Below are 17,968 nucleotides of genomic sequence, written 5' to 3'. Positions count from 1 at the left end.
ATCGAGTGCTGGCGCGGGCACCAGTCCACTCCTCACCCAAAGCCTGGGATGCCACGGGGAGAATCTGGGGAGTTCGTCTCCGAACCTCGCTCCGCCGCGTCACCGGACCTTCTGAAGTCGGACTCGACGTACCGAGCGACAATCACCTGGCCAGGCGCGATGACGCGCCCCAGGACGAGGACAATCGACTGGAAGATCCACGACAGCATCTGGCCCGTCTCGCTTCGGCGAGGCTGAGGGAAGCCGGCGTCGCCACGCACAGGCCGATCGAGGTCGCGACGGGCAGCTCTGTCCACCGCCTCTGCGGCAAGCCCGGCCCACACGCCCGACCACAGGAGGTGGGAAAGCGGCACCATGGTGCGGGCCGCGATGTCACCGAAGGGCACGGGGAGGATCTGCGCTTCCTCGAAGGTCGTACTCAGGTCGAACGAGGGGCTGCAGGTGCCCCGCATCCCCAGCGTGTGCCCGTCCTGCGTGGTGCTCACCCCGGCCCTGCTGGTGCGAAAGTCGCCGCCCACACCGGACTCACTGGTCACCGAGGCAATCAGCCACTGCTCATCGACCGTCCGGGCGAGCAGCGGCGCTCCGGGTGATGGCGCACGAGGCAGGCCAGTTGAACCTGGTGCATCGCCCACACCATGGCCGAGGCGCCGCAGCCGGCTGCGAGACTGCCGGCGATCTCGACAAGGTCCCGCGTGGCCAGGCCGAGACCGCCCAGGTGCGCGGGGGCGGCCGCGTTGAGGAGCCCACCGACTCGCAACGCGGCCACCGCTTCGGCGGGAAAGCGCGCCTGCCTGTCCACGTCTGCCGCGGTTTCCGCAACGCGGAATGAACCGCAGCAGCTTGGCCACACCGAGCGCGCCGAGCACGACCTGGAAGACACCGGCCGGAACTCGAAGCGGACGAACGCGAGGCGCTGATGGGTCGCGTACGGGCGTACGAGCAGGCCGCCACCGAGCAGGTCGACAAGCTCCGCGTCCAGCTGTCCCGCGCCGAGGACTTCGCCGCCACGCTCCGGGCCTGCCTGGAGCAGGGCACACCGGCCACCACCGCCGAAACGCCCTGATCCACCACCCGGACGAAACTCCCCCGGTTCTTGAACTCCCCCGCGTCCTGAACACTGCGGCGTTCGCTTCCGTATGCATGATCGACGTCATGGATCCGATGAAGGGAAAGCCGGCATGAGCGCATCGCAGGAGCGTCAGGTCCGCCTCGGGCGCCGCACCGTCGTCACCGCGGTCGGTGTGGCAGGGGTGGCCGCCGCACTCACCGCGTGCGGAACCGAGAAGGCCGGAGCGGGCGGGGAGGGGGGCGGGGCGAACACGGGCGGCGAAATCCTCGGGAAGACCGCCGACATCCCCGAGGGCGGAGGAGTGGTCTTCGCCGACCAGGGTGTCGTGGTGACGCAGCCGAAGGCCGGTGAGTTCAAGGCGTTCTCGTCGAAGTGCACGCACCAGGGCTGCTCGGTGAAGGGCATCTCGGACGGCGTCATCAACTGCCCCTGCCACGGGAGCACCTTCGACGCGGAGACCGGCACTGTGACCGGCGGACCCGCGACCCAGCCGCTGCCCGCCAAGGCCATCAGGGTCGAGGACGGGTCGATCAGCCTGGTGTGACCGCCCCCTGCCGCCCCGGCCGCCTCCAGCAGGCCAGCGCCTCGTCGGTGGTGGTGATCGTCGCGACGAGCGCGAGCGTGTTGCGGATCATCGCGGGGGTGTACTCGGCGGGCACCCCCGCGATGGCGTCGGCCGGCACCACCGCCGTATAGCCGAGGTTCACCGCGTCGAAGACGGCGTTCGGGATCGCCACATTGGCCGAGACCCCGGTGACGACCAGCGTCCGGCAGCCCAGATTGCGCAGCAGCGCGTCCACATCCGTCCCGGCCAGCGGGGACAGACCGTGCAGCCGCCGTACGACGAAGTCCTCGTCCGCCACCTCGATGGGCGCGGCGACGCGTACCGCCGTACTGCCGGTGTGCTGCTGGACGGGCAGCCGGGATGCGGCCCGGAAGAGACGGGCGTTAAGACTGGCGCCGCGCCCGTCCGGGCGTCGCTCGGCGACGGCGTGCACGACCTGGACCCCCGACTCGTGCGCCCCGGCGACGAGTCGCGCGATCCGGGTGAGCACGCCGGAGGACCGGGCCTCCTTGGCGAGTTCAGGCAGCGCGCTGTCGTGGCCCACGACGCCCTGCTGGCATTCGACGGTCAACAGGACGGTGGTCGCCGGATCGAGCTGCTCGGCGAGCTGCTCCTTCGACTGTTTCGAGGGCACTGCGTCCCCTTTCGTACGTGTCGGCCGGGCGCGCGACGCTAGCGCCCATTGCGTGACGAAGGAAGAGGCTCCATGCTTCCTGACACCTAGTCAGAACTCAGTCGGATCACTGGCCCAGCAGGAAGGAACGCCCCATGACCGCCACTCAGCGGCGAGGCCGCCGGATCATGATGACCCCCGGCGAACGGGATTCCTACCTCGCCGAACAGCGCACGTGCCGCGTGGCCACCGTCTCCGAGGACGGCCGTCCGCACATCGGAGCCCTGTGGTTCGTCTGGGACGGCACCTCGCTCTGGCTGTACTCGATCACCCGGAGTCTGCGGTGGTCCCAGCTGCGCCAGGACCCCCGGATCGCCGTGGTCGTCGACGACGGAGTGGAGTACGGCGAGCTGCGCGGCGTGGAACTCTCCGGTACGGCCGTCGCTGTGGGCGAGGCGCCCCGTACCGGCGAGACCTTCGCCGAACTGGACGTACCGGAGCGGCTGTTCGCGTCGAAGTACTTCGGCCTGGAGGACATGCCGCACGACGGCCGGCACGCCTGGCTCCGCCTCACGCCGGATGCCGTCACCTCCTGGGACTTCCGGAAACTGGCGGGCCTTTCGTAGCACCCGCCCGTCAGCGCGCCCGGGGCGGTGCGATCAGGGTGCGTCCAGCGTCCGGCCCGCCGCGCGCAGCGCCTCGACCGCCGCCCTGATCGAAGGCCGCCGGTCCGCGTCGGTCCGCCACACCGCATGGATATGGCGCCGCATCTTCTGCCGTACGGGCACCAGCCGCACACCGTCCGGTACCGGTCCGCGCCCGAGCCGGGGGGCCACGCACACCCCGAACCCGGCTGCGATCAGCGCGAGTTGGGTGTGGTGCTCACCCGCCAGATGCGCGATACGGGGCTCGATCCCCTTGGAGCGCAGGGTGAACATCAGCCACTCGTAACAGAATTCGCCCTCGGGCCAGGACACCCATTCGTCGTCGGCGAAGTCCTCCAGATCGACTTCGGTACGGTCCGCGAGCGGATGACCGGCCGGCATGGCGATGTCCGGTGCGTCGTCGAGGAGTTCGGCCTTGGCGAGTCCGCCGGGCACCGGCAGACGCTTGTTGCTCCAGTCGAGCACCACCGCGAGGTCGCTGTCGCCGCGGAGCACCGCGCGAATACCGTCCTCGGGCTCCAGTTCCGTTGTACGGACCTTCAGTTCGGGGTGGTCCGCACGCAGCGCCGTGAGCGCCGCGGGGAAGAGGCCGCGGGCAGCGGTCGGGAAGGCCGCGAGCCGGACCTCGCCCACCACCCGGCCGCGCTGCGCCTCGATGTCGGACTGCGCGAGCGCCACCTGGGAGAGAATCCGGGCCGCGTGATCGGCGAGCAGCCGTCCGGCGTCAGTGAGGCGGACCCCGCGGCCGTTCTTGGCGAGCAGTTGTTGTCCGACTTCCCGTTCCAGCTTGGCCATCTGCTGCGAGACCGCCGAGGTCGTGACGTGCAGCCCGTCGGCGGCCCCGCTCACCGAGCCGTGCCGGGCGAGGGCGTCCAGCGTCCGCAGCCGCTCCAGATTCAACATGTAAGAAATGCTACGCGAACGTCACCAGAAAGTCTCACTTGTCCTACGTGGTCTTGCTGGTCATCCTTGAGCTCATGAGCGCCCCTTCCGCCCCGCGAGCAGTTCCGGGAACCCCGTCCTCCGTCGACCCGCCTCCCCCGCCGGCCCTTGCCGCCGCAGCCGCCGCCCCCGGCCACCGGTCGGTCGACTGGCGCATCCGCTTCGCCGCTCTCGCACTCATCTGGGGCTTCAGCTTCCTGCTGATCAAGGTGGGCACCGACGGGTACGCCCCGCTCCAGGTCTCCTTCGGCCGCCTGCTCTCGGGGGCGGCGGTGCTCGCCGTCGCCATGGTGGTGCGCCGTGAGCGGCTGCCGCGCTCGGCGAAGACCTGGGGCCATCTGTTCGTCGCCGCGCTGTTCCTCAACGTGCTTCCGTTCTCGCTGTTCGCCTACGCGGAACTGACCATCCCGTCGACGCTGGCGGGCATCTGCAACGCCACCTCGCCGCTGTGGGGCATGGCGCTCTCCCTCGTCGCGCTCTCCGAGGACCGGCCGACCCGCCGCCGCGTCGCCGGCCTCGGACTCGGCTTCATCGGTGTACTGACGGTGCTCGGCGCCTGGCAGGGATTCTCCGGCCTGGACTTCGCCGGTACGGCGATGGCACTGCTCGCCTCCCTCTGCTACCCGATCGGCTGGATCTACGTACGCCGGACCCTGACGGGCAGCGATTCGTCCGCCCTCGCACTGACCGGCAGCCAGCTCCTCGTCGGAACCGCCCAACTCGCCCTGGTGACACCCTTCTTCACCGCCGCCCCGGACGGGTTCCCGCTGCTGCCGACTCTCTCGGTCCTGGCCCTGGGGGCGATCGGAACGGGCTTCGCCATGCTGGTCCAGTACGGACTGGTCCAGGAGATCGGGCCGACGACCGCACAGATGGTGACGTACTTCGTCCCGGTCATCGCCACCGCCGCCGGAGTGGCCCTGCTCGGCGAGCAGCTCAGCTGGAACACTCCGGTCGGCGCCCTGATCGTCATCGCCGGGGCCGCCCTGACCCAGAGCCGCGCCCGCTCCTCCGCCGGAACGCCGCCCCGGCAAACGCCCGGGAAAACGCCCCGGAAGACGCTGCAGGAGCCACAGGACGGGCGCACCGCCCCGGGACGACGGCTCAGCCGAAGCTGATCGGCCGCGCCGGGCCCGCCGCTGCGGCGACCGCGTCCGCCAGCGGTTCGATGTCGGCGGCGGCCAGCCCCGACACGGTGACCCGCACCCCTTGGGGAGCGGACATCCGGAAGCGTGCGCCCGGCGCCACCGCCCAGCCGGCGTGCAGCAGCCGGGTCACGGCCCCGGTCTCGTCACTGACGGGCACCCACACGTTCATCCCGCTCCGGCCGTGCGCCGGGACGCCTCGGTCCGCCAGCGCCCGGACGAGCGCGTCCCGTCGCTCCGCGTACGCCCGGGCGACAGCCGCCGTGTCGACGGCTTTCGAGGTCCACAGGTGCACCACGGCCTGTTGCAGCAGTCTGCTGACCCAGCCGGGTCCCAGCTGCTGCCGTCCCTCCACCCGATCGACCGTGACCGCGTCACCGGTCAGCACGGCGAGCCGCAGATCAGGACCGTAGGCCTTCGCGACGGACCGCACGAACGCCCAGCGGTCCGTGATCCCGGTGAGCGGATGCAGCGGCAGATCGACGATCGCGTGCCCGTGGTCGTCCTCGATCAGCAGGACGCCGGGGTGGTCGGCGAGCACCGCCCGCAATTCGCGCGCCCGGCCGGCGCTCACCGCGGCGCCCGTGGGGTTCTGCGCCCGGTCGGTGACCACCAACGCCCGCGCACCTTCCCGCAACGCCTGCTCCACATCGGCGGTCCGCGGCCCTTCGTCGTCCACTCCGACCGGCACGGCGTGCAGTCCCAGAGCCGGTACGAGATCGAGCAGGCTTCCCCAGCCGGGGTCCTCGACGGCGACGGCGTCGCCCGGCTTCAGATGCGCCGACAGCACCCGCTCGATCGCATCCAGCGAACCGGACGTCACGACCACAGGTCCCGGGGACACCCCGTCTGCGTCCATCGCGGCACGCGCGAGCGCGGCGAGTTCCGCGAGCACCGGCGCATCCCCGTACATGCCCGGCCCCGCCGCATTCGCGCGCGCAGCCGAGGCGAGCGCCTCGCCGAGATCGGGCAGCAGGTCGGGGTCCGGATTACCCTCCCCCAAGTCCCGTACGCCGGGCGGCGCTTCGACGCGCAGCGAGCCCCGCGCGGTACTCGCCGGGCGTGGCCGGACCCGGCTCCCCCGGCGCCCGGCCGTCTCAATCACCCCTCGCTCGCGGAGTGTTCGGTAGGCGGCCGCCACCGTATTCGGATTGACCTCCAAGCGGGTCGCCAACTCCCGCATAGGAGGAAGGACTTGGCCGGGCGCGAGGTCACCCGACCCGACCGCCCGCTCCACACTCGCGGCAATCTCGGATGCACGCCGCCCACTGATCGGATAGTCTCCTAGCACAAACAACATTATGCACTAGTGCAATGGAGTATGCAATGTCGGACACCGCCGTGCCGGACACCCTCACGCCCGACAGCACGGGCCCGCGCGTCGCTGCCCTCTACGAGCCGACGGACAGGACGGTCCCGAGCAGGGGCCGTGAACGCGCCACCTACGACCGCGAGCTGGTCCATTCCGTTCTCGACGCGGCCTACCTCTGCCACCTCGGCTTCGTACGGGACGGAGCCCCGGTCGTCCTGCCGACGCTGTTCGGCCGGGTGGGCGAGGCGCTCTATGTGCACGGCTCGACGGGCTCCCGGCCCCTGCTGGCCGCCGGCAAGGCGGACCCGGGCCTCGCGGTCTGCCTCACGGTCACACATGTCGACGGTCTGGTGCTGGCCCGCTCCGCCTTCCACCACTCGATGAACTACCGCTCGGTGGTCGTCCACGGCACAGCCCGTACCGTCACCGACCCCGAGGAGCGCCGGATCGCGCTCGACGCCATCGTCGACCAGGTCGTTCCCGGCCGTTCCCAGGACTCGCGGCCCGCGGACGCGAAGGAACTCGCCGCAACCGCGGTGATCCGCCTGGACCTCGACGAGGTCTCCGCCAAGGTCCGCACCGGCGGTCCGAACGACGATCCCGAGGACCTCTCACTCCCCTACTGGGCCGGCGTCGTCCCGCTCACCAGCGGATACGCGGCCCCGGTCCCCGCCGACGATCTGGACCCGGCGATCGCGGTGCCGGATTATCTGACGTCCCTCTGAAAGGCCCCTCTGCGACGGACCCGCCACAGGGGAGCGGGTCCGTCGCAGAGAAACGCGTCAGACGAGCACGGCCTCCCGGCGCGCGAGGGCCGCTCCACGCGCCTCGGCGAGGGCGAGGCCGGCCACCGCGACGAGCAGCAGCAGCGTGCCGACGACGGTGGCGGCCGTGAGCTGTTCACGCAGCACGGTCACGGCGATCACGGCCGCGCTCACCGGCTCCAGAAGCATGATCACGGACACGGTCGCGGACCGTACGGCCGCCGCCCCCGCGAAGTACAGCGCATAGGCGAGCGCCGTCGGCACGGCGGCCACGTACACCAGCAGCCACACCACATGGGCGGTATCGGCGGTGTGCGGTACGAGCCCCTCCGCGGCCGCCATGGGCAACAGCCCCACAGCGCCGATTCCGAAGGCCCAGGCGCTGGTGGCCAGCGCGTCGCCGCCCCGGCCGTCACGCCCCAGCCACCGGGTCAGCAGCGTGATGGCCGCGTACCCCGAGGCGGAGAGCAGGGCGAGGGCGATACCGAGCGGCTCGACCTCGGCCCCGTCGCCCCCGAGCACCAGGACGACGAGACCGGTGAGCGCACCCGCCACGGCCGCCACCCCGCCGCTGCCGAGCCGTTCCCCCATGGTCAGCCGTGCGCCCACGGCGATGAGGACAGGCCCGGCACCGAGCGTGACCACCGTCCCGACGGCAAGACCGGTCACCTCCACAGCCGCGAAGTACGCGCTCTGGAACATGGTGAGACCGATGCCGGTGCCCAGGATGCGCAGCAGCCGGCGACGGCGGGACTCATCAGGCTTCGACGCGCGCCGCCCGGGCCTCAGCGCGAGCGCTCCCGCCAGCAGGACGAGGCCGCCGACGCAGCGCCAGAACGACAGGGCGAGCGGGCCGAGATCGCTGGCCCGGAAGATCAGGGAGGCTGCGGCCCCCGCTGTCCCCCAGGCGACTCCGGCAACGATCAGATAGACGATGCTCCGGCCGATGGGCAGGCCGGACGTGAGGTGGGACACGTGCTTCTCCAAACAGACAACGGGAAGGTGGTCGCTCGGCTCCGCACGCGGGCAGCGACGAACCGCTCGGGGACTGCCCGAGCCCGGTCTTCGTCTGGAGGTGCCGCCCGCGCTAGACGGCAGGCGGCGGAAGCACAGTGAGATGCATGATCGTCACACTACGGGGAGGCCCGCCGGGCGGACAACTCCCCCTGGGAATCCTCAGCACCCTGCTCCGCAGCGTCGGCGCCGGGCCCGGAAGCCACCGGCCCCGACGGCGCCTTCGGCGCGGAGGACTGAGCGATGAACGCACCGATCAGCACCATGGTGCCGCCGATGAGCTGGGGCGCGGAAAGGTGCTCGCCGAGCAGTACCCAGGCGAGTACGGTCGCGATGACCGCCTCCAGGCAGGCGACCACGCCCGCCACCTGCGGGGAGAGCAGCCGCACCGAGATGACCCCGGTGACGTAGGCGACGACGGTCGCGAGCAGCACGATCCAGACGAGCAGCAGCCAGGCGGGGACGCCGGTTCCGTTCATGTCCGCGCTGCCGCCGAGAATCGACCAGTCCATGCCCCAGGGCCGGGCGACCACGGTGAGGACCGCGGCGCCGATGAGCAGTCCGTACGCGATCACGCCGACCGGGTGCGGAGGTTCGGCGTGCTTTCCGGAGCCGCCTTCGCTGTCCTGGCCGCCCTGGTCGGAGAGGACGAAGTAGCCGACCTGACAGCAGGCGGCGCCGAGCGCGAGGAGCAGGCCGATGGCGTCGAAACTCAGCCCCGCCCAGACCTCGACGACGCAGGCGAGACCGCCGACCGCCAGGACCACACCTACGGCCGCGGCCCGAGTGACCGGCCGGCGCTGCACGAACCGGACCCAGCCGAGCACGAGCGCGGGCGCCAGATACTCGACGAGAAGGGCGACACCGACGGGGATACGGGAGATGGCGGCGAAGTAGCACGCCTGCACGCCCGCGACGGCGAGCAGTCCGAAACCGGCCAGCAGTGCGGGCCGCTCACGGACCAGATTCCGGTGGCGCCAGGCGACCGGCAACATGAAGAGCGCGGCACCCGCCACCCGTAGCCACACCACATGCAGGGGGTCGAGCCCCGCCTCGATCAGCGGCTTGGCCGCCACTCCCGAACCACCGAATGCGAACGCCGAGACCAGGGCTAGTCCCAGGCCGGCGCTTCTCCCCTGAGACGCGTACATCGGCACATCATGACAGGTGCCAACAGCACCGTCACCTCTGTCACCCCTGTCATGCCCGGCCGGACGCCTCCGCTATGCGGTCAGCCGTACGGTCCGCCAGCCACACGGCGTCCACGCCCGCCCTGTCGAGCACTTCCACCGCCCGGCACTCGGGGTCCGCGGCGAGGGCGGCGAGCAGATCCAGACCGCCGGCACGGCTCTCCCCACGCCGCTCGGCACGCGCCCTGGCCTCTGCCATGGCGGCCACGGCGGAGGGCGACCAGCCGTCCACCGCGGGCTCACGTACCTGCCGGACCGCGCCCGAGTCCTCGACCGCCCCCTGCCAGCGGAGCCCGTAGCCGATGCTGCGCTGCACGAGATAGCCGAGCACCCTCGCGAGTTGCGGACCGCCTGCGAAGGCCGCACGGACCTCGGGGTCCGACTCGATGAGCGAGTGCAGCAAGTGGGCGGTGTCGATGTGACGGTCACCGTCACGCAGGGCCCGTCTGCGCGCACCGGTCACGACCGAGGTCAGTTCCAGAGTGAAGCTGGCGTCGAGCTCGGCACGGGTCGGTGCGGGCTGTTCGGGAATCCGCGGCGTCCGGTTTTGCACACCTCTCACCCCATCAGTCCCGTGGCCGGAAGGCATCCCCGGAGGGGCCCATTTACACATCCCACCCAAGTTGGGCACACGAGAGCGGTTCCTCATCCTTCCGGATGAGATCTGGCGGCCGCACGGTACCGATCAGGAGAAACGGCGCGCGCCGCCTTGCCTCGCACTCCCGGAGCAACCGACAGCCACGCTGCGTACGTCCCTCAGGCCACAGTCTGATGACGAGGCCGGAGGAGGCGGGCGACATGTTCTGGATGGTCGCCCTGCCGGCGGTCGACGGACAGCAGTACGTCTACCGGGTCCACGCCCCGGACGACGCACCGGCCGCCGATCTCTTCTGGGCGGCGTTCCACTGCCACGACGAGGGCCCGCACCCGCGCGCCTCGGACTGGTTCGATTCCGCCGTCATCTGGTCGAGCCGCCAGACCCAACAGATCTGACGGGTCATCAGTATTGAATGTTGCCGCCGCTGCCACTACGTTCCGCGACACCGTAACCCGACGAGCAAGGGGTGGTCGCATGGCCGAAGTCAGCGCGGAGGCACGCATCGAAGCACCGGCCGAGAAGGTCTGGGCGCAGCTGACGGACTTCTCGGCGTACGGCGAGTGGAACGCCACCCACACCAGCTTCCCCAAGGGCGGGCCGGACTCCCTCGAGCTCGCGGCCACCTACGAGGAGAACATGAAACTGATGGGCTTCCCGGCCGAGGTGACCTGGACGGTTTCGGAGCTGGAGACCGGGCGGCTGCTGACGACCACTGGCAAAGGTCCGATGGGCGTCAACCTGACCATGCGCTACGCACTGACCCCCGAAGGGGACGCCACCACCGTGCGGATCGACGGGGAGTTCACCGGCGCCGCGGTCTCCCTCATGGCGGGCAAGCTGAAGGATTCGGCCACCTCCGCCCTGCACGAATCCCTGCGCAAACTGGGCGGCCTGGTCACCATCTGACCGCCGCCCCACGATCGACCTCAGAATCCCGGAAGGGCCCCGCGGCTACCGGCCGCGGGGCCCTTCACAGTCGACTCCCGCACGACGGGGTCAGCCCTCGTCGGCCAGAATCAGATAGAGCTTCTTACGGGCATCGTTGATGACGGCGAGCGCCTTCTGCCGCTGCTCGGCGGAGCCGGTCTTCCAGACCTGGCCGTACGCCTCCATCAGGCCGAAGCCGGCCTGCCGGATCTCGTTGACGCTCTCCCAGTCGACACCGCGCCCAGCCTCTTCCCACGGGGCGTCGGGGCCGGACTCGGCCTCGGTGCGCCCGGCGTCGGTAAGCGTGAACAGCTTCTTGCCACCCTCGCTCTCACTGACGATCAGACCCTCGTCCTCCAGCAGCTGAAGGGTCGGATAGACGGAACCCGGACTGGGCCGCCAGGCCCCGCCGCTCCGCTCGCCGATCTCCTGGATCATCTCGTAACCGTGCATCGACCGGTCCTTGAGCAGCGTGAGGATCGAGGCACGCACATCACCGCGCCGCGCCCTCCCCCTGCCGCCACCCCGACCACGCCCGCCACCGAAGGGCCCACCACCGAAGGGCGGACCGAACGGGCCGAACGCCGCCCGCCTCCCCTCGAAGTCGCCCTGACCGCGATGACCGGGCCCGCAGTGCCCATGTCCGTGCTCATTGCCGTGTCCATGTGAACGCATCGCTACGCTCCTTCCATCGTTGATCTGTCGCGATGCTTCAACGATATATCGGTACGTGTGGCTTGGCAATCCCCTTCTCCCTGGATGCCCTGTTCTCCGGCTACCCGGCCCGGCGGTCCTTCCGGTCCAGTTGCCGCGGATTGGCCTTGGCCTGCGGCCTTGCGACGGGCCTACGGTCGCGCCATGAGGATTCGCATCGTCGACGCGTTCACCGACCGTCCCTTCGCCGGCAACCCCGCCGGGGTCCTGCTCCTGGACTCCGGTGGCTTCCCCGACGACGCCTGGCTCCAGCAGGTCGCCGCCGAGGTCAACCTCGCCGAGACCGCGTTCGCCCACCCGCTGCCGCCGGACGGAGAGGCCGACTGGGCGCTGCGCTGGTTCACCCCGGCCGCCGAGGTCGACATATGCGGGCATGCCACACTCGCCACCGCCCACGTCCTGCACACCACGGGTGCCGCGAGCGGAACGGTGCGCTTCGTGGCGCGCTGCGGAATTCTCACGGCCACCGCCCACCAGGACGGCACGCTGACCCTCGACTTCCCGACCGCCCCACTGACGCCCGCCACTGCCCCGCCCGGCCTGACGGAGGCCCTCGGCGCCGAACCCGTCACCGTCCTCGACACCGGGGAGCACGTCGGCGATCTGCTGATCGAGCTCGCGGACGAGGCAGCCGTACGCGCGCTGACGCCGGACCTCCCCGGACTCGTCGCCTGCTCGCGGCGCGGGATCATCGCCACCGCTGCGGCCGAGGACCCCTCACGCGGCTACGACTTCGTCTCGCGCGGCTTCTTCCCCCGGATCGGGATCGACGAGGACCCGGTGACCGGCAGCGCGCACACCGCCCTCGCCCCGTTCTGGTCGGCACGCCTGGGCCGGGACGAGCTCACCGGTCTCCAGTGCTCGGCCCGGACCGGCCTCGTCCGCACGACCCTGCGCGGCGACCGCACCCTGCTGACCGGCACCGCCGTCACCGTCATCGACGGCGAACTGCTCACCGCGCCCTGACACCCCGAAGGGGCGTACGAAGACTCCGTACGCCCCTTCGCCGGCGAACCGCTCACGGCGTGGGCAGCCAGCCCACCTTCCCGGCGAGCAGCGCGTACCCCACGAATGCGCCGATATCGAGCAGCGCATGCGCGACGACCAGCGGTCCGACGCGCCCCCAGCGCCGGTACAGCAACACGAAGACGACGCCCATCACCAGGTTCCCGATGAAGCCGCCGATGCCCTGGTACAGGTGGTACGAGCCGCGCAGCACCGAACTCGCCACCAGGGCGGCCATCGGCGTCCAGCCCAACTGCCCCAGCCTGCGCAGCAGATAGCCGACGACGATCACCTCCTCCAGCACGGAGTTCTGGAGCGCGGAGAGAATCAGTACGGGGAACTTCCACCACACGTCCGGCAGCGACTCCGGCACCACCGTCAGATTGAATCCGGTGGCCCGTGCCGCCAGATAGAAGGCGAGCCCGACGCTGCCGATGCCCGCGGCGATCAGAGTGCCGCGGCCGAGGTCGGACCCGGGCCTCGTCCGGTCGAACCCGATCGCCCGCAGGTTCGCCCCCTCCCTGATCAGCAGATGCGCCACCAGGGCGACGGGCACCAGTGCCGTGGTGATACCGAACAGTTGCCAGGCGAGATCCAGCCATGGCCGCCCCGGCGCGTACGAACCGTTCAGCGTGGCCGCCTGGTCCTTCAGTCCCCCCGGCTTCGTCAGCGATCCGACAAAACTGATGAGGGCAGAAAGCCCGCTGGCGCCGAGCGAGAGAGCCAGAACAAGCACCGTCTCGGACCGCAGGATCCGTCGCGGAACGCCCACTTGGGGGTAAATATCAGCCACACGCCCCGCCTCCACCTGTACACCTGCCCTTAGTTGTGCATTCACGTCTCATCCTGCCCACCGCCCCGCTAGGGTCTCGAATACAGGTACGAAGATCATGCGCGACCGGCCGGGGGACGACCACCATTGGTGATGGTGTGGTCCCCCTTTTCCTTGTTCATCATCAAGGAGGGGCACCATCGACATGGGACGTCACAGCTTGCCCGACGACTACGCGACGGAGGGCTCCGGGGACGCCCCTCCCCCGCGCCGCCGCACCGTCGCCATCGCCACCATGCTCGTGCTCGCGGTGGCTGCGGGAACGGCGGTCGCCGCACAGGGCGGTCTGCTGTCGTTCTCCGAGTCCTGCGAGGACTCGGCGGTACGGGTGACCATGGCCGCCTCCCCCGACATCGCCCCCGCCGCGCGTGCCGTCGCCGACCAGGCGCGCAAGGACGAGGTGAGATCGGACGGCCACTGCCTGTACGTCGAGGTGGTGGCCCGCGACTCCTACAAGGTCGCGGACGCGCTGGCCAGAGGAGACAAGGCCCCCGATTACGAGATCTGGCTGCCCGACTCGGACCTCTGGCTGGACCGGGCCATGGGGAACGGCGACGGCACCCCCGTCGCCCCGGGCGACTCCGTGGCCTCCTCCCCCGTCACCCTCGCCATGGTGCCCTCCGCGTCCAGGTCCCTCGGCTGGCCCAGGAAGACGTACTCCTGGGCCGAGTTGATCGCCGCAGCCATGCAGTCGGACAAGGTGCGTCTCGGCGCCGCGGACCCCGCGCGCAGCGCCACCGGCCTGCTGGCGCTCGCGAGCATCGGGGCGTCGTCCGGCAAGCAGGGCGGCGACAGCGACACCCGGGTCGCCGAGACCGCGAAGGTCCTGGCGCAACGGATGTCGGACGGTGACACCCAGGTGCTGGAAACGCTGGCCCTCGACAGCTCGGGGGCCGAAGCGGGCAACCCCAGGCGCAACCAGGCGGTGCTGCTCTCGGAGCAGGCGGCCTTCGCGCACAACGCGGACTCGGCCGGCGGCGGAAAGCTCGACCTCTTCTATCCGAAGGACGGCACCCCGCTGCTCAACTATCCGTACACCCTGGTCAACGAACCGGAACTGACCACCGACGAGAGCCGGGCGGCCCTGCGGTTCATGACCCTGCTCAAGAGCGAGGGCTCCCAACGCATGCTGGCGCAGCGGGGATTCCGTACCGCCGACGGCACTGCCGGTACGTCGGTCGTCGCTTCGGCGGGCGGCAGGAAGCCCCAGCCCTACGCCACCTCGGCCGCCGCTCCTCCGTCGGCGGCGGCGCTCCAGGAGACGCTCGGCATGTGGACGATCACCGTGCAGAGCGCGCGGCTCACCACGGTCGTCGACGCATCCGGTTCCATGGCCACGCTCGTACCGGGCCGCGGCCAGTCACGGATGGACGTCACGAAGGCGTCCCTGATCCAGGCGCTCACCCAGTTCACGCCCAACGACGAGATCGGGCTGTGGGAGTTCGCGACCACGCTCGACGGCGCCAAGGACTACCGCAAGCTGATGCCGACGCACCGGCTGGGTGACCCGGGGAAGGGCGGTGGCACCCACCGGGAGGAGCTCGCCGCCGCCTTCGCCGCGCTCCAGCCCGTACCGAACGGTGCGACGGGCCTGTACGACACGACGCTGGCCTCGTACAAGGAGGCGCTGTCGACGTATGTGAAGGGCAAGTTCAACGCCCTGGTGATCCTGACGGACGGCTCCAACCAGGACCTCCGCAGCATCTCCCGCAGCGCGCTGATCGCCCAGCTCGAAAAGCTCGCGGACCCGCAGCGCCCCGTTCCGATCATCGCGATCGCCGTCGGTCCTGACGCCGATCGCGAGGAGGTGGCCGAGATAGCCGAGGTGACCGGGGGCGGGGGCTATCAGGTCACCGACCCGGCCGAGATCCAGGCCGTGATCCTTCAGGCGATCATGACGGCCGGACAGAGCGGCCACGCGGCGGGCGAGTAGCCCGCGGCGGGCGGCCGCCCTGCCGTGATTCCTTCCGCACCCGGACGCCCTCGTCGCTCAGGGCGCGGGGAAGCCAACCGGCCAGGTGTGCACGGGCTCGCCCGCCTGCATCAGATCGCCGTAGCGGCGGGTGGTGGCGGCCAGCGCCGCATCCCGTCCAAGTCCCGCCTCCAGGGCCCGGTGGTATGTATCGACCTGCCAGGAGGCTCCGTTCATCCGCCGCTTGCACCGTTCCTCGATGACACCGAGGTAGAGGTCGCGGTCCGCGGGTTCGATGTTCCAGGCATCGAGCCCGGCGGCGGCCAGGGGCAGCAGTTCGTCGCGCACGAGTTCGACCACCGGCACCTTGGTGACGCCGCCCGAGCGGCCGGGCCGCGGCCAGAGCAGCTCGGCGTCGATGCCGTAGCGGCAGGCGGTGTCGAAGTTCTCGGCGGCGGCGGCGAACGGCAGCCTGGCCCATACCGGCCGCGGTTCCTCGGCCAGCGCGCGCACGAGACCGTAGTAGAAGGCAGCGTTGGCGATGACGTCGGTCACGGTGGGGCCGGCCGGCAGGACCCGGTTCTCGACCCGCAGATGCGGAACACCGCCGGCCAGGCCGTAGACCGGCCGGTTCCAGCGGTAGACCGTCCCGTTGTGCAGGACGAGTTCCGCGAGGTGCGGCACTCCGCCCTCGTCGAGCACGCGCAGCGGGTCCTCGTCGTCGCAGATGGGCAGCAACGGAGGGAAGTAGCGCAAATTCTCCTCGAAGAGCTCGTACGCGGAGCTGATCCAGCGCTCGCCGAACCAGGTCCTCGGCCGCACCCCCTGATTGCGGAATTCCGGCGGCCGGACGTCTGTGGCCTGCTGGAACAGGGGCGGACGGGACTCCCGCCACAGTTCCTTGCCGAAGAGGAAGGGGGCGTTGGCCCCGAGTGCGACCTGGACGGGGGCGATGGCCTGCGCCGCGTTCCACACGTCGGCGAAGCGGGCCGGTGTCACCTGGAGATGCAGCTGGACCGAGGTGCACGCCGATTCGGGAGCGATGGACGGGGAGGTGAACACAAGTCGCTCGACCCCCTCGATATCGAGGGCGAAATCCTCGCCGCGAGCTGCCGCCATTTGGTCGTTGAGCAGCGTATAGCGGTCCACCTGCGAAAGATTCGCCGAGACCACGTCCTCCCGGCCCAGGGTCGGCAGGATTCCGATCATCATGATCCCCGCGTCGACCTCGGCAGCCTTCCTGTGGGCATAGGCGAGCCCGGTTCTCAGCTCCTCGGCGAGCTGATCGAAAACGCGGCCGCTCAGACGGTGCGGAACGATGTTTACTTCGAGATTGAACATCCCGAGTTCGGTCTGGAAATCCCTGCTCGCGATGCGCTGGAGCACCTCGGCATTCATCATCCGCGGCATACCGTCCGCACCTGCGAGATTCAGCTCTATCTCCAGGCCCATGAGATTCCTGGGACGCTCGAACCTCCTCTCGGCCAGCAGTCTCCCCAGCCCCTCCAGGCACTGGTTGAGCTTGTCGCGGTACGCCTGCCGATCGGACAGGTCAAAGGCGCCCGCCATGACCTTCTCGCCCATCGCAGCGTCCTTCCTCGATTGACCGGCCCGCGGCCCAGGCCGTTCGTATCAGGATCGATAATGCCCAGACGAGGTGATCGATAACGCCCCCGTCGACCCCGGGTACCCGATAGTCTGATGACGGAAGCCGGGGGCACATTCCCTCAGCATGAGTCAGGTGCACATTCTGCTGCCGGACGCGTGGCGAAAGCGCCGACGAGTTTCAGCCTACCGCCGTATCGGGTAAACCCCTGGCGGAGGAAGTCCGGGCAGGCCGAATCGCCAGAAACTCCGCATTCCGAAGTCCTGATACCACCTTGCGGACCATATGGGAAACGGCTAGCGGAAACACCGGGCGAACGCGTGTCGTATAAACTCCGCGAACGAGGCAGAGAGTTGACGCACAGGCCCCGTTACCGGCCGTCCTCTGGCCCCGGCACGCCGACAGCGCCGTCTGCACCCCGCCCACGCATCACCGTGTCTCCGAAGTGAGAGGCGACTCACCATGCCGCTGCACGTATCCCAGGCTCCCGCGCCCGCATTGCGCAGCGTTCTCACGGCACTCGGTTCTCCTACCGCAGTCCGCGAGGCCCGCACGCCCGCTCTCCGGTCCGTCCAGGGACCGCTGAGCCCCGAACTCCCGCTCCCCGTCCATGTGCTGAACCGGATCACCCCGGACGAGTCAGTACCCCGCACCCGCCTCGCCGGCTGGCGCTTCATGATCCGCAACGGGGACCACGCCATCGCTGCCGCGGACACCATGCTGACTCCCGACGGCTGGGCCTTCTCGCACTTCTTCGAGGGTCCGTACATCGCCTCGACCGAGCTGGCCGTGCGACAGGCCGAAGCGGCGCCGGCCGCGTACCAGCCGCGCCTGCTGTCCATCCCCGGTCTCTACATGCTCACGCTGTGGCTGCACGGCGACATCGAAGCCGACCCCTCCGGCGGCACACTCGCCCCGACCGACGTGCTCGTACCCCTGGCGCCCGCACCTCCGGGCATCGCCGCCCACCGCCCGCACGCGGTCGCCGACCTCTTGCCCGTGATGACGTTGCGCATTCCTCCCGGCCCCCTGCTCGGCTCGCCCGCCTGACCTCTTCCACTTCCACCACGCCCCCGCCGTGGGGTCCCGGCC

At 70.3% G+C, this 17,968-nt stretch carries 20 protein-coding genes and 1 pseudogene; 10 read left to right on the top strand and 11 right to left on the bottom strand.

Features of this window, described 5'->3' with window-relative positions:
• Nucleotides 1–32: 32 nt before the first annotated feature.
• Both ACFT7S_RS11155 and ACFT7S_RS11150 read right to left on the bottom strand, forming a co-directional pair.
• On the bottom strand, nucleotides 33–485 hold the full coding sequence (locus tag ACFT7S_RS11155) for a hypothetical protein (protein ID WP_382730271.1): 453 nt from the start codon (nucleotides 483–485) through the stop codon (nucleotides 33–35).
• 59 nt (nucleotides 486–544) lie between these two features.
• Nucleotides 545–802, bottom strand: coding sequence for an acyl-CoA dehydrogenase family protein (locus ACFT7S_RS11150; protein WP_382729756.1), 258 nt, complete (start codon nucleotides 800–802; stop codon nucleotides 545–547).
• Between the two features lie 90 nt (nucleotides 803–892).
• Between ACFT7S_RS11150 and ACFT7S_RS11145 the strand changes: the two are divergent.
• Together ACFT7S_RS11145 and ACFT7S_RS11140 are read left to right on the top strand one after the other, a co-directional pair.
• A pseudogene (locus ACFT7S_RS11145) lies at nucleotides 893–1,066 on the top strand (MerR family transcriptional regulator); the annotation flags it as partial.
• Nucleotides 1,067–1,181: 115 nt separating this feature from the next.
• Nucleotides 1,182–1,616: a Rieske (2Fe-2S) protein gene (locus ACFT7S_RS11140; RefSeq protein ID WP_382729754.1), complete on the top strand. Its 435-nt coding sequence runs from the start codon at nucleotides 1,182–1,184 to the stop codon at nucleotides 1,614–1,616.
• Here the strand turns inward: ACFT7S_RS11140 and ACFT7S_RS11135 are convergent.
• The gene (locus ACFT7S_RS11135) at nucleotides 1,603–2,271 is read right to left on the bottom strand and encodes a cysteine hydrolase (protein WP_382729752.1); all 669 of its coding nucleotides are present in this window, start codon (nucleotides 2,269–2,271) and stop codon (nucleotides 1,603–1,605) included. The genes ACFT7S_RS11140 and ACFT7S_RS11135 overlap by 14 nt on opposite strands.
• Nucleotides 2,272–2,405: 134 nt before the next feature.
• Between ACFT7S_RS11135 and ACFT7S_RS11130 the strand changes: the two genes are divergently transcribed.
• The gene (locus ACFT7S_RS11130; RefSeq protein ID WP_382729750.1) at nucleotides 2,406–2,876 is read left to right on the top strand and encodes a pyridoxamine 5'-phosphate oxidase family protein; all 471 of its coding nucleotides are present in this window, start codon (nucleotides 2,406–2,408) and stop codon (nucleotides 2,874–2,876) included.
• 33 nt (nucleotides 2,877–2,909) lie between these two features.
• On the opposite strand, the gene ACFT7S_RS11125 is transcribed toward ACFT7S_RS11130, so the two are convergent.
• Nucleotides 2,910–3,818 (bottom strand): LysR family transcriptional regulator, encoded by a 909-nt coding sequence (locus ACFT7S_RS11125; RefSeq protein ID WP_382729748.1) that lies wholly within the window; start codon nucleotides 3,816–3,818, stop codon nucleotides 2,910–2,912.
• Between the two features lie 74 nt (nucleotides 3,819–3,892).
• Between ACFT7S_RS11125 and ACFT7S_RS11120 the strand changes: the two genes are divergently transcribed.
• The gene (locus ACFT7S_RS11120; protein WP_382729746.1) at nucleotides 3,893–4,975 is read left to right on the top strand and encodes a DMT family transporter; all 1,083 of its coding nucleotides are present in this window, start codon (nucleotides 3,893–3,895) and stop codon (nucleotides 4,973–4,975) included.
• Here ACFT7S_RS11120 and ACFT7S_RS11115 read toward each other — a convergent pair.
• Nucleotides 4,962–6,293, bottom strand: coding sequence for an aminotransferase class I/II-fold pyridoxal phosphate-dependent enzyme (locus ACFT7S_RS11115; RefSeq protein WP_382729744.1), 1,332 nt, complete (start codon nucleotides 6,291–6,293; stop codon nucleotides 4,962–4,964). The two genes, ACFT7S_RS11120 and ACFT7S_RS11115, sit on opposite strands and share 14 nt — an antisense overlap.
• A gap of 35 nt (nucleotides 6,294–6,328) precedes the next feature.
• On the opposite strand from ACFT7S_RS11115, the gene ACFT7S_RS11110 reads away from it, so the two are divergent.
• Nucleotides 6,329–7,039 carry a pyridoxamine 5'-phosphate oxidase family protein gene (locus ACFT7S_RS11110; RefSeq protein ID WP_382729742.1) on the top strand — a complete coding sequence of 237 codons (711 nt, stop codon included), beginning with the start codon at nucleotides 6,329–6,331 and terminating at the stop codon, nucleotides 7,037–7,039.
• Between the two features lie 57 nt (nucleotides 7,040–7,096).
• Here the strand turns inward: ACFT7S_RS11110 and ACFT7S_RS11105 are convergent, their stop codons facing one another.
• The 3 genes from ACFT7S_RS11105 to ACFT7S_RS11095 form a co-directional block, all read right to left on the bottom strand.
• The gene (locus ACFT7S_RS11105; RefSeq protein WP_382729740.1) at nucleotides 7,097–8,053 is read right to left on the bottom strand and encodes a DMT family transporter; all 957 of its coding nucleotides are present in this window, start codon (nucleotides 8,051–8,053) and stop codon (nucleotides 7,097–7,099) included.
• Nucleotides 8,054–8,211: 158 nt separating this feature from the next.
• Nucleotides 8,212–9,243 (bottom strand): DMT family transporter, encoded by a 1,032-nt coding sequence (locus ACFT7S_RS11100; protein WP_382729738.1) that lies wholly within the window; start codon nucleotides 9,241–9,243, stop codon nucleotides 8,212–8,214.
• A 49-nt stretch (nucleotides 9,244–9,292) separates the two neighbouring features.
• Nucleotides 9,293–9,835: a Clp protease N-terminal domain-containing protein gene (locus ACFT7S_RS11095; protein WP_382729736.1), complete on the bottom strand. Its 543-nt coding sequence runs from the start codon at nucleotides 9,833–9,835 to the stop codon at nucleotides 9,293–9,295.
• Between the two features lie 245 nt (nucleotides 9,836–10,080).
• Here ACFT7S_RS11095 and ACFT7S_RS11090 point away from each other — a divergent pair, with 245 nt between their 5' ends.
• Together ACFT7S_RS11090 and ACFT7S_RS11085 are read left to right on the top strand one after the other, a co-directional pair.
• Nucleotides 10,081–10,275 (top strand): hypothetical protein, encoded by a 195-nt coding sequence (locus ACFT7S_RS11090; protein ID WP_382730241.1) that lies wholly within the window; start codon nucleotides 10,081–10,083, stop codon nucleotides 10,273–10,275.
• Between the two features lie 79 nt (nucleotides 10,276–10,354).
• Nucleotides 10,355–10,786: an SRPBCC family protein gene (locus ACFT7S_RS11085; RefSeq protein ID WP_382729734.1), complete on the top strand. Its 432-nt coding sequence runs from the start codon at nucleotides 10,355–10,357 to the stop codon at nucleotides 10,784–10,786.
• A 90-nt stretch (nucleotides 10,787–10,876) separates the two neighbouring features.
• Here the strand turns inward: ACFT7S_RS11085 and ACFT7S_RS11080 are convergent, their stop codons facing one another.
• A complete protein-coding gene (locus ACFT7S_RS11080; RefSeq protein ID WP_382729732.1) occupies nucleotides 10,877–11,482 on the bottom strand; it encodes a PadR family transcriptional regulator in 606 nt (201 codons plus the stop codon).
• A gap of 183 nt (nucleotides 11,483–11,665) precedes the next feature.
• Between ACFT7S_RS11080 and ACFT7S_RS11075 the strand changes: the two genes are divergently transcribed.
• Nucleotides 11,666–12,487, top strand: a complete 822-nt coding sequence (locus ACFT7S_RS11075) for a PhzF family phenazine biosynthesis protein (RefSeq protein ID WP_382729730.1) — start codon at nucleotides 11,666–11,668, stop codon at nucleotides 12,485–12,487.
• Between the two features lie 52 nt (nucleotides 12,488–12,539).
• On the opposite strand, the gene ACFT7S_RS11070 is transcribed toward ACFT7S_RS11075, so the two are convergent.
• Nucleotides 12,540–13,319: a CPBP family intramembrane glutamic endopeptidase gene (locus ACFT7S_RS11070; RefSeq protein ID WP_382729727.1), complete on the bottom strand. Its 780-nt coding sequence runs from the start codon at nucleotides 13,317–13,319 to the stop codon at nucleotides 12,540–12,542.
• A gap of 184 nt (nucleotides 13,320–13,503) precedes the next feature.
• Between ACFT7S_RS11070 and ACFT7S_RS11065 the strand changes: the two genes are divergently transcribed.
• A complete protein-coding gene (locus tag ACFT7S_RS11065) occupies nucleotides 13,504–15,291 on the top strand; it encodes a substrate-binding and VWA domain-containing protein (RefSeq protein WP_382729725.1) in 1,788 nt (595 codons plus the stop codon).
• A 57-nt stretch (nucleotides 15,292–15,348) separates the two neighbouring features.
• Here ACFT7S_RS11065 and ACFT7S_RS11060 read toward each other — a convergent pair whose 3' ends face one another.
• Nucleotides 15,349–16,854 carry a glutamate-cysteine ligase family protein gene (locus ACFT7S_RS11060; RefSeq protein WP_382729724.1) on the bottom strand — a complete coding sequence of 502 codons (1,506 nt, stop codon included), beginning with the start codon at nucleotides 16,852–16,854 and terminating at the stop codon, nucleotides 15,349–15,351.
• A gap of 484 nt (nucleotides 16,855–17,338) precedes the next feature.
• Between ACFT7S_RS11060 and ACFT7S_RS11055 the strand changes: the two genes are divergently transcribed.
• Nucleotides 17,339–17,926 carry a hypothetical protein gene (locus tag ACFT7S_RS11055; RefSeq protein ID WP_382729722.1) on the top strand — a complete coding sequence of 196 codons (588 nt, stop codon included), beginning with the start codon at nucleotides 17,339–17,341 and terminating at the stop codon, nucleotides 17,924–17,926.
• The last annotated feature ends 42 nt before the right edge of the window (nucleotides 17,927–17,968 follow it).

The sequence above is a fragment of the Streptomyces sp. NPDC057136 genome (genome assembly GCF_042670885.1).
Classification (GTDB): Bacteria; Actinomycetota; Actinomycetes; order Streptomycetales; family Streptomycetaceae; genus Streptomyces.
The sequence above is the reverse complement of the archived record's forward strand: the minus strand, read 5'-3'. Positions and strand labels throughout refer to the sequence as shown.

What these genes read in the sequence shown, in the direction of transcription:
- ACFT7S_RS11110 (WP_382729742.1), top strand. Translation starts at nt 6,329, where the DNA reads ATGTCGGACACCGCCGTGCCGGACACCCTCACGCCCGACAGCACGGGC.
- ACFT7S_RS11080 (WP_382729732.1), bottom strand. Translation starts at nt 11,482, where the DNA reads ATGCGTTCACATGGACACGGCAATGAGCACGGACATGGGCACTGCGGG.
- ACFT7S_RS11130 (WP_382729750.1), top strand. Translation starts at nt 2,406, where the DNA reads ATGACCGCCACTCAGCGGCGAGGCCGCCGGATCATGATGACCCCCGGC.
- ACFT7S_RS11120 (WP_382729746.1), top strand. Translation starts at nt 3,893, where the DNA reads ATGAGCGCCCCTTCCGCCCCGCGAGCAGTTCCGGGAACCCCGTCCTCC.
- ACFT7S_RS11055 (WP_382729722.1), top strand. Translation starts at nt 17,339, where the DNA reads ATGCCGCTGCACGTATCCCAGGCTCCCGCGCCCGCATTGCGCAGCGTT.
- ACFT7S_RS11075 (WP_382729730.1), top strand. Translation starts at nt 11,666, where the DNA reads ATGAGGATTCGCATCGTCGACGCGTTCACCGACCGTCCCTTCGCCGGC.
- ACFT7S_RS11060 (WP_382729724.1), bottom strand. Translation starts at nt 16,854, where the DNA reads ATGGGCGAGAAGGTCATGGCGGGCGCCTTTGACCTGTCCGATCGGCAG.
- ACFT7S_RS11065 (WP_382729725.1), top strand. Translation starts at nt 13,504, where the DNA reads ATGGGACGTCACAGCTTGCCCGACGACTACGCGACGGAGGGCTCCGGG.
- ACFT7S_RS11125 (WP_382729748.1), bottom strand. Translation starts at nt 3,818, where the DNA reads ATGTTGAATCTGGAGCGGCTGCGGACGCTGGACGCCCTCGCCCGGCAC.
- ACFT7S_RS11085 (WP_382729734.1), top strand. Translation starts at nt 10,355, where the DNA reads ATGGCCGAAGTCAGCGCGGAGGCACGCATCGAAGCACCGGCCGAGAAG.
- ACFT7S_RS11140 (WP_382729754.1), top strand. Translation starts at nt 1,182, where the DNA reads ATGAGCGCATCGCAGGAGCGTCAGGTCCGCCTCGGGCGCCGCACCGTC.
- ACFT7S_RS11100 (WP_382729738.1), bottom strand. Translation starts at nt 9,243, where the DNA reads ATGTACGCGTCTCAGGGGAGAAGCGCCGGCCTGGGACTAGCCCTGGTC.
- ACFT7S_RS11090 (WP_382730241.1), top strand. Translation starts at nt 10,081, where the DNA reads ATGTTCTGGATGGTCGCCCTGCCGGCGGTCGACGGACAGCAGTACGTC.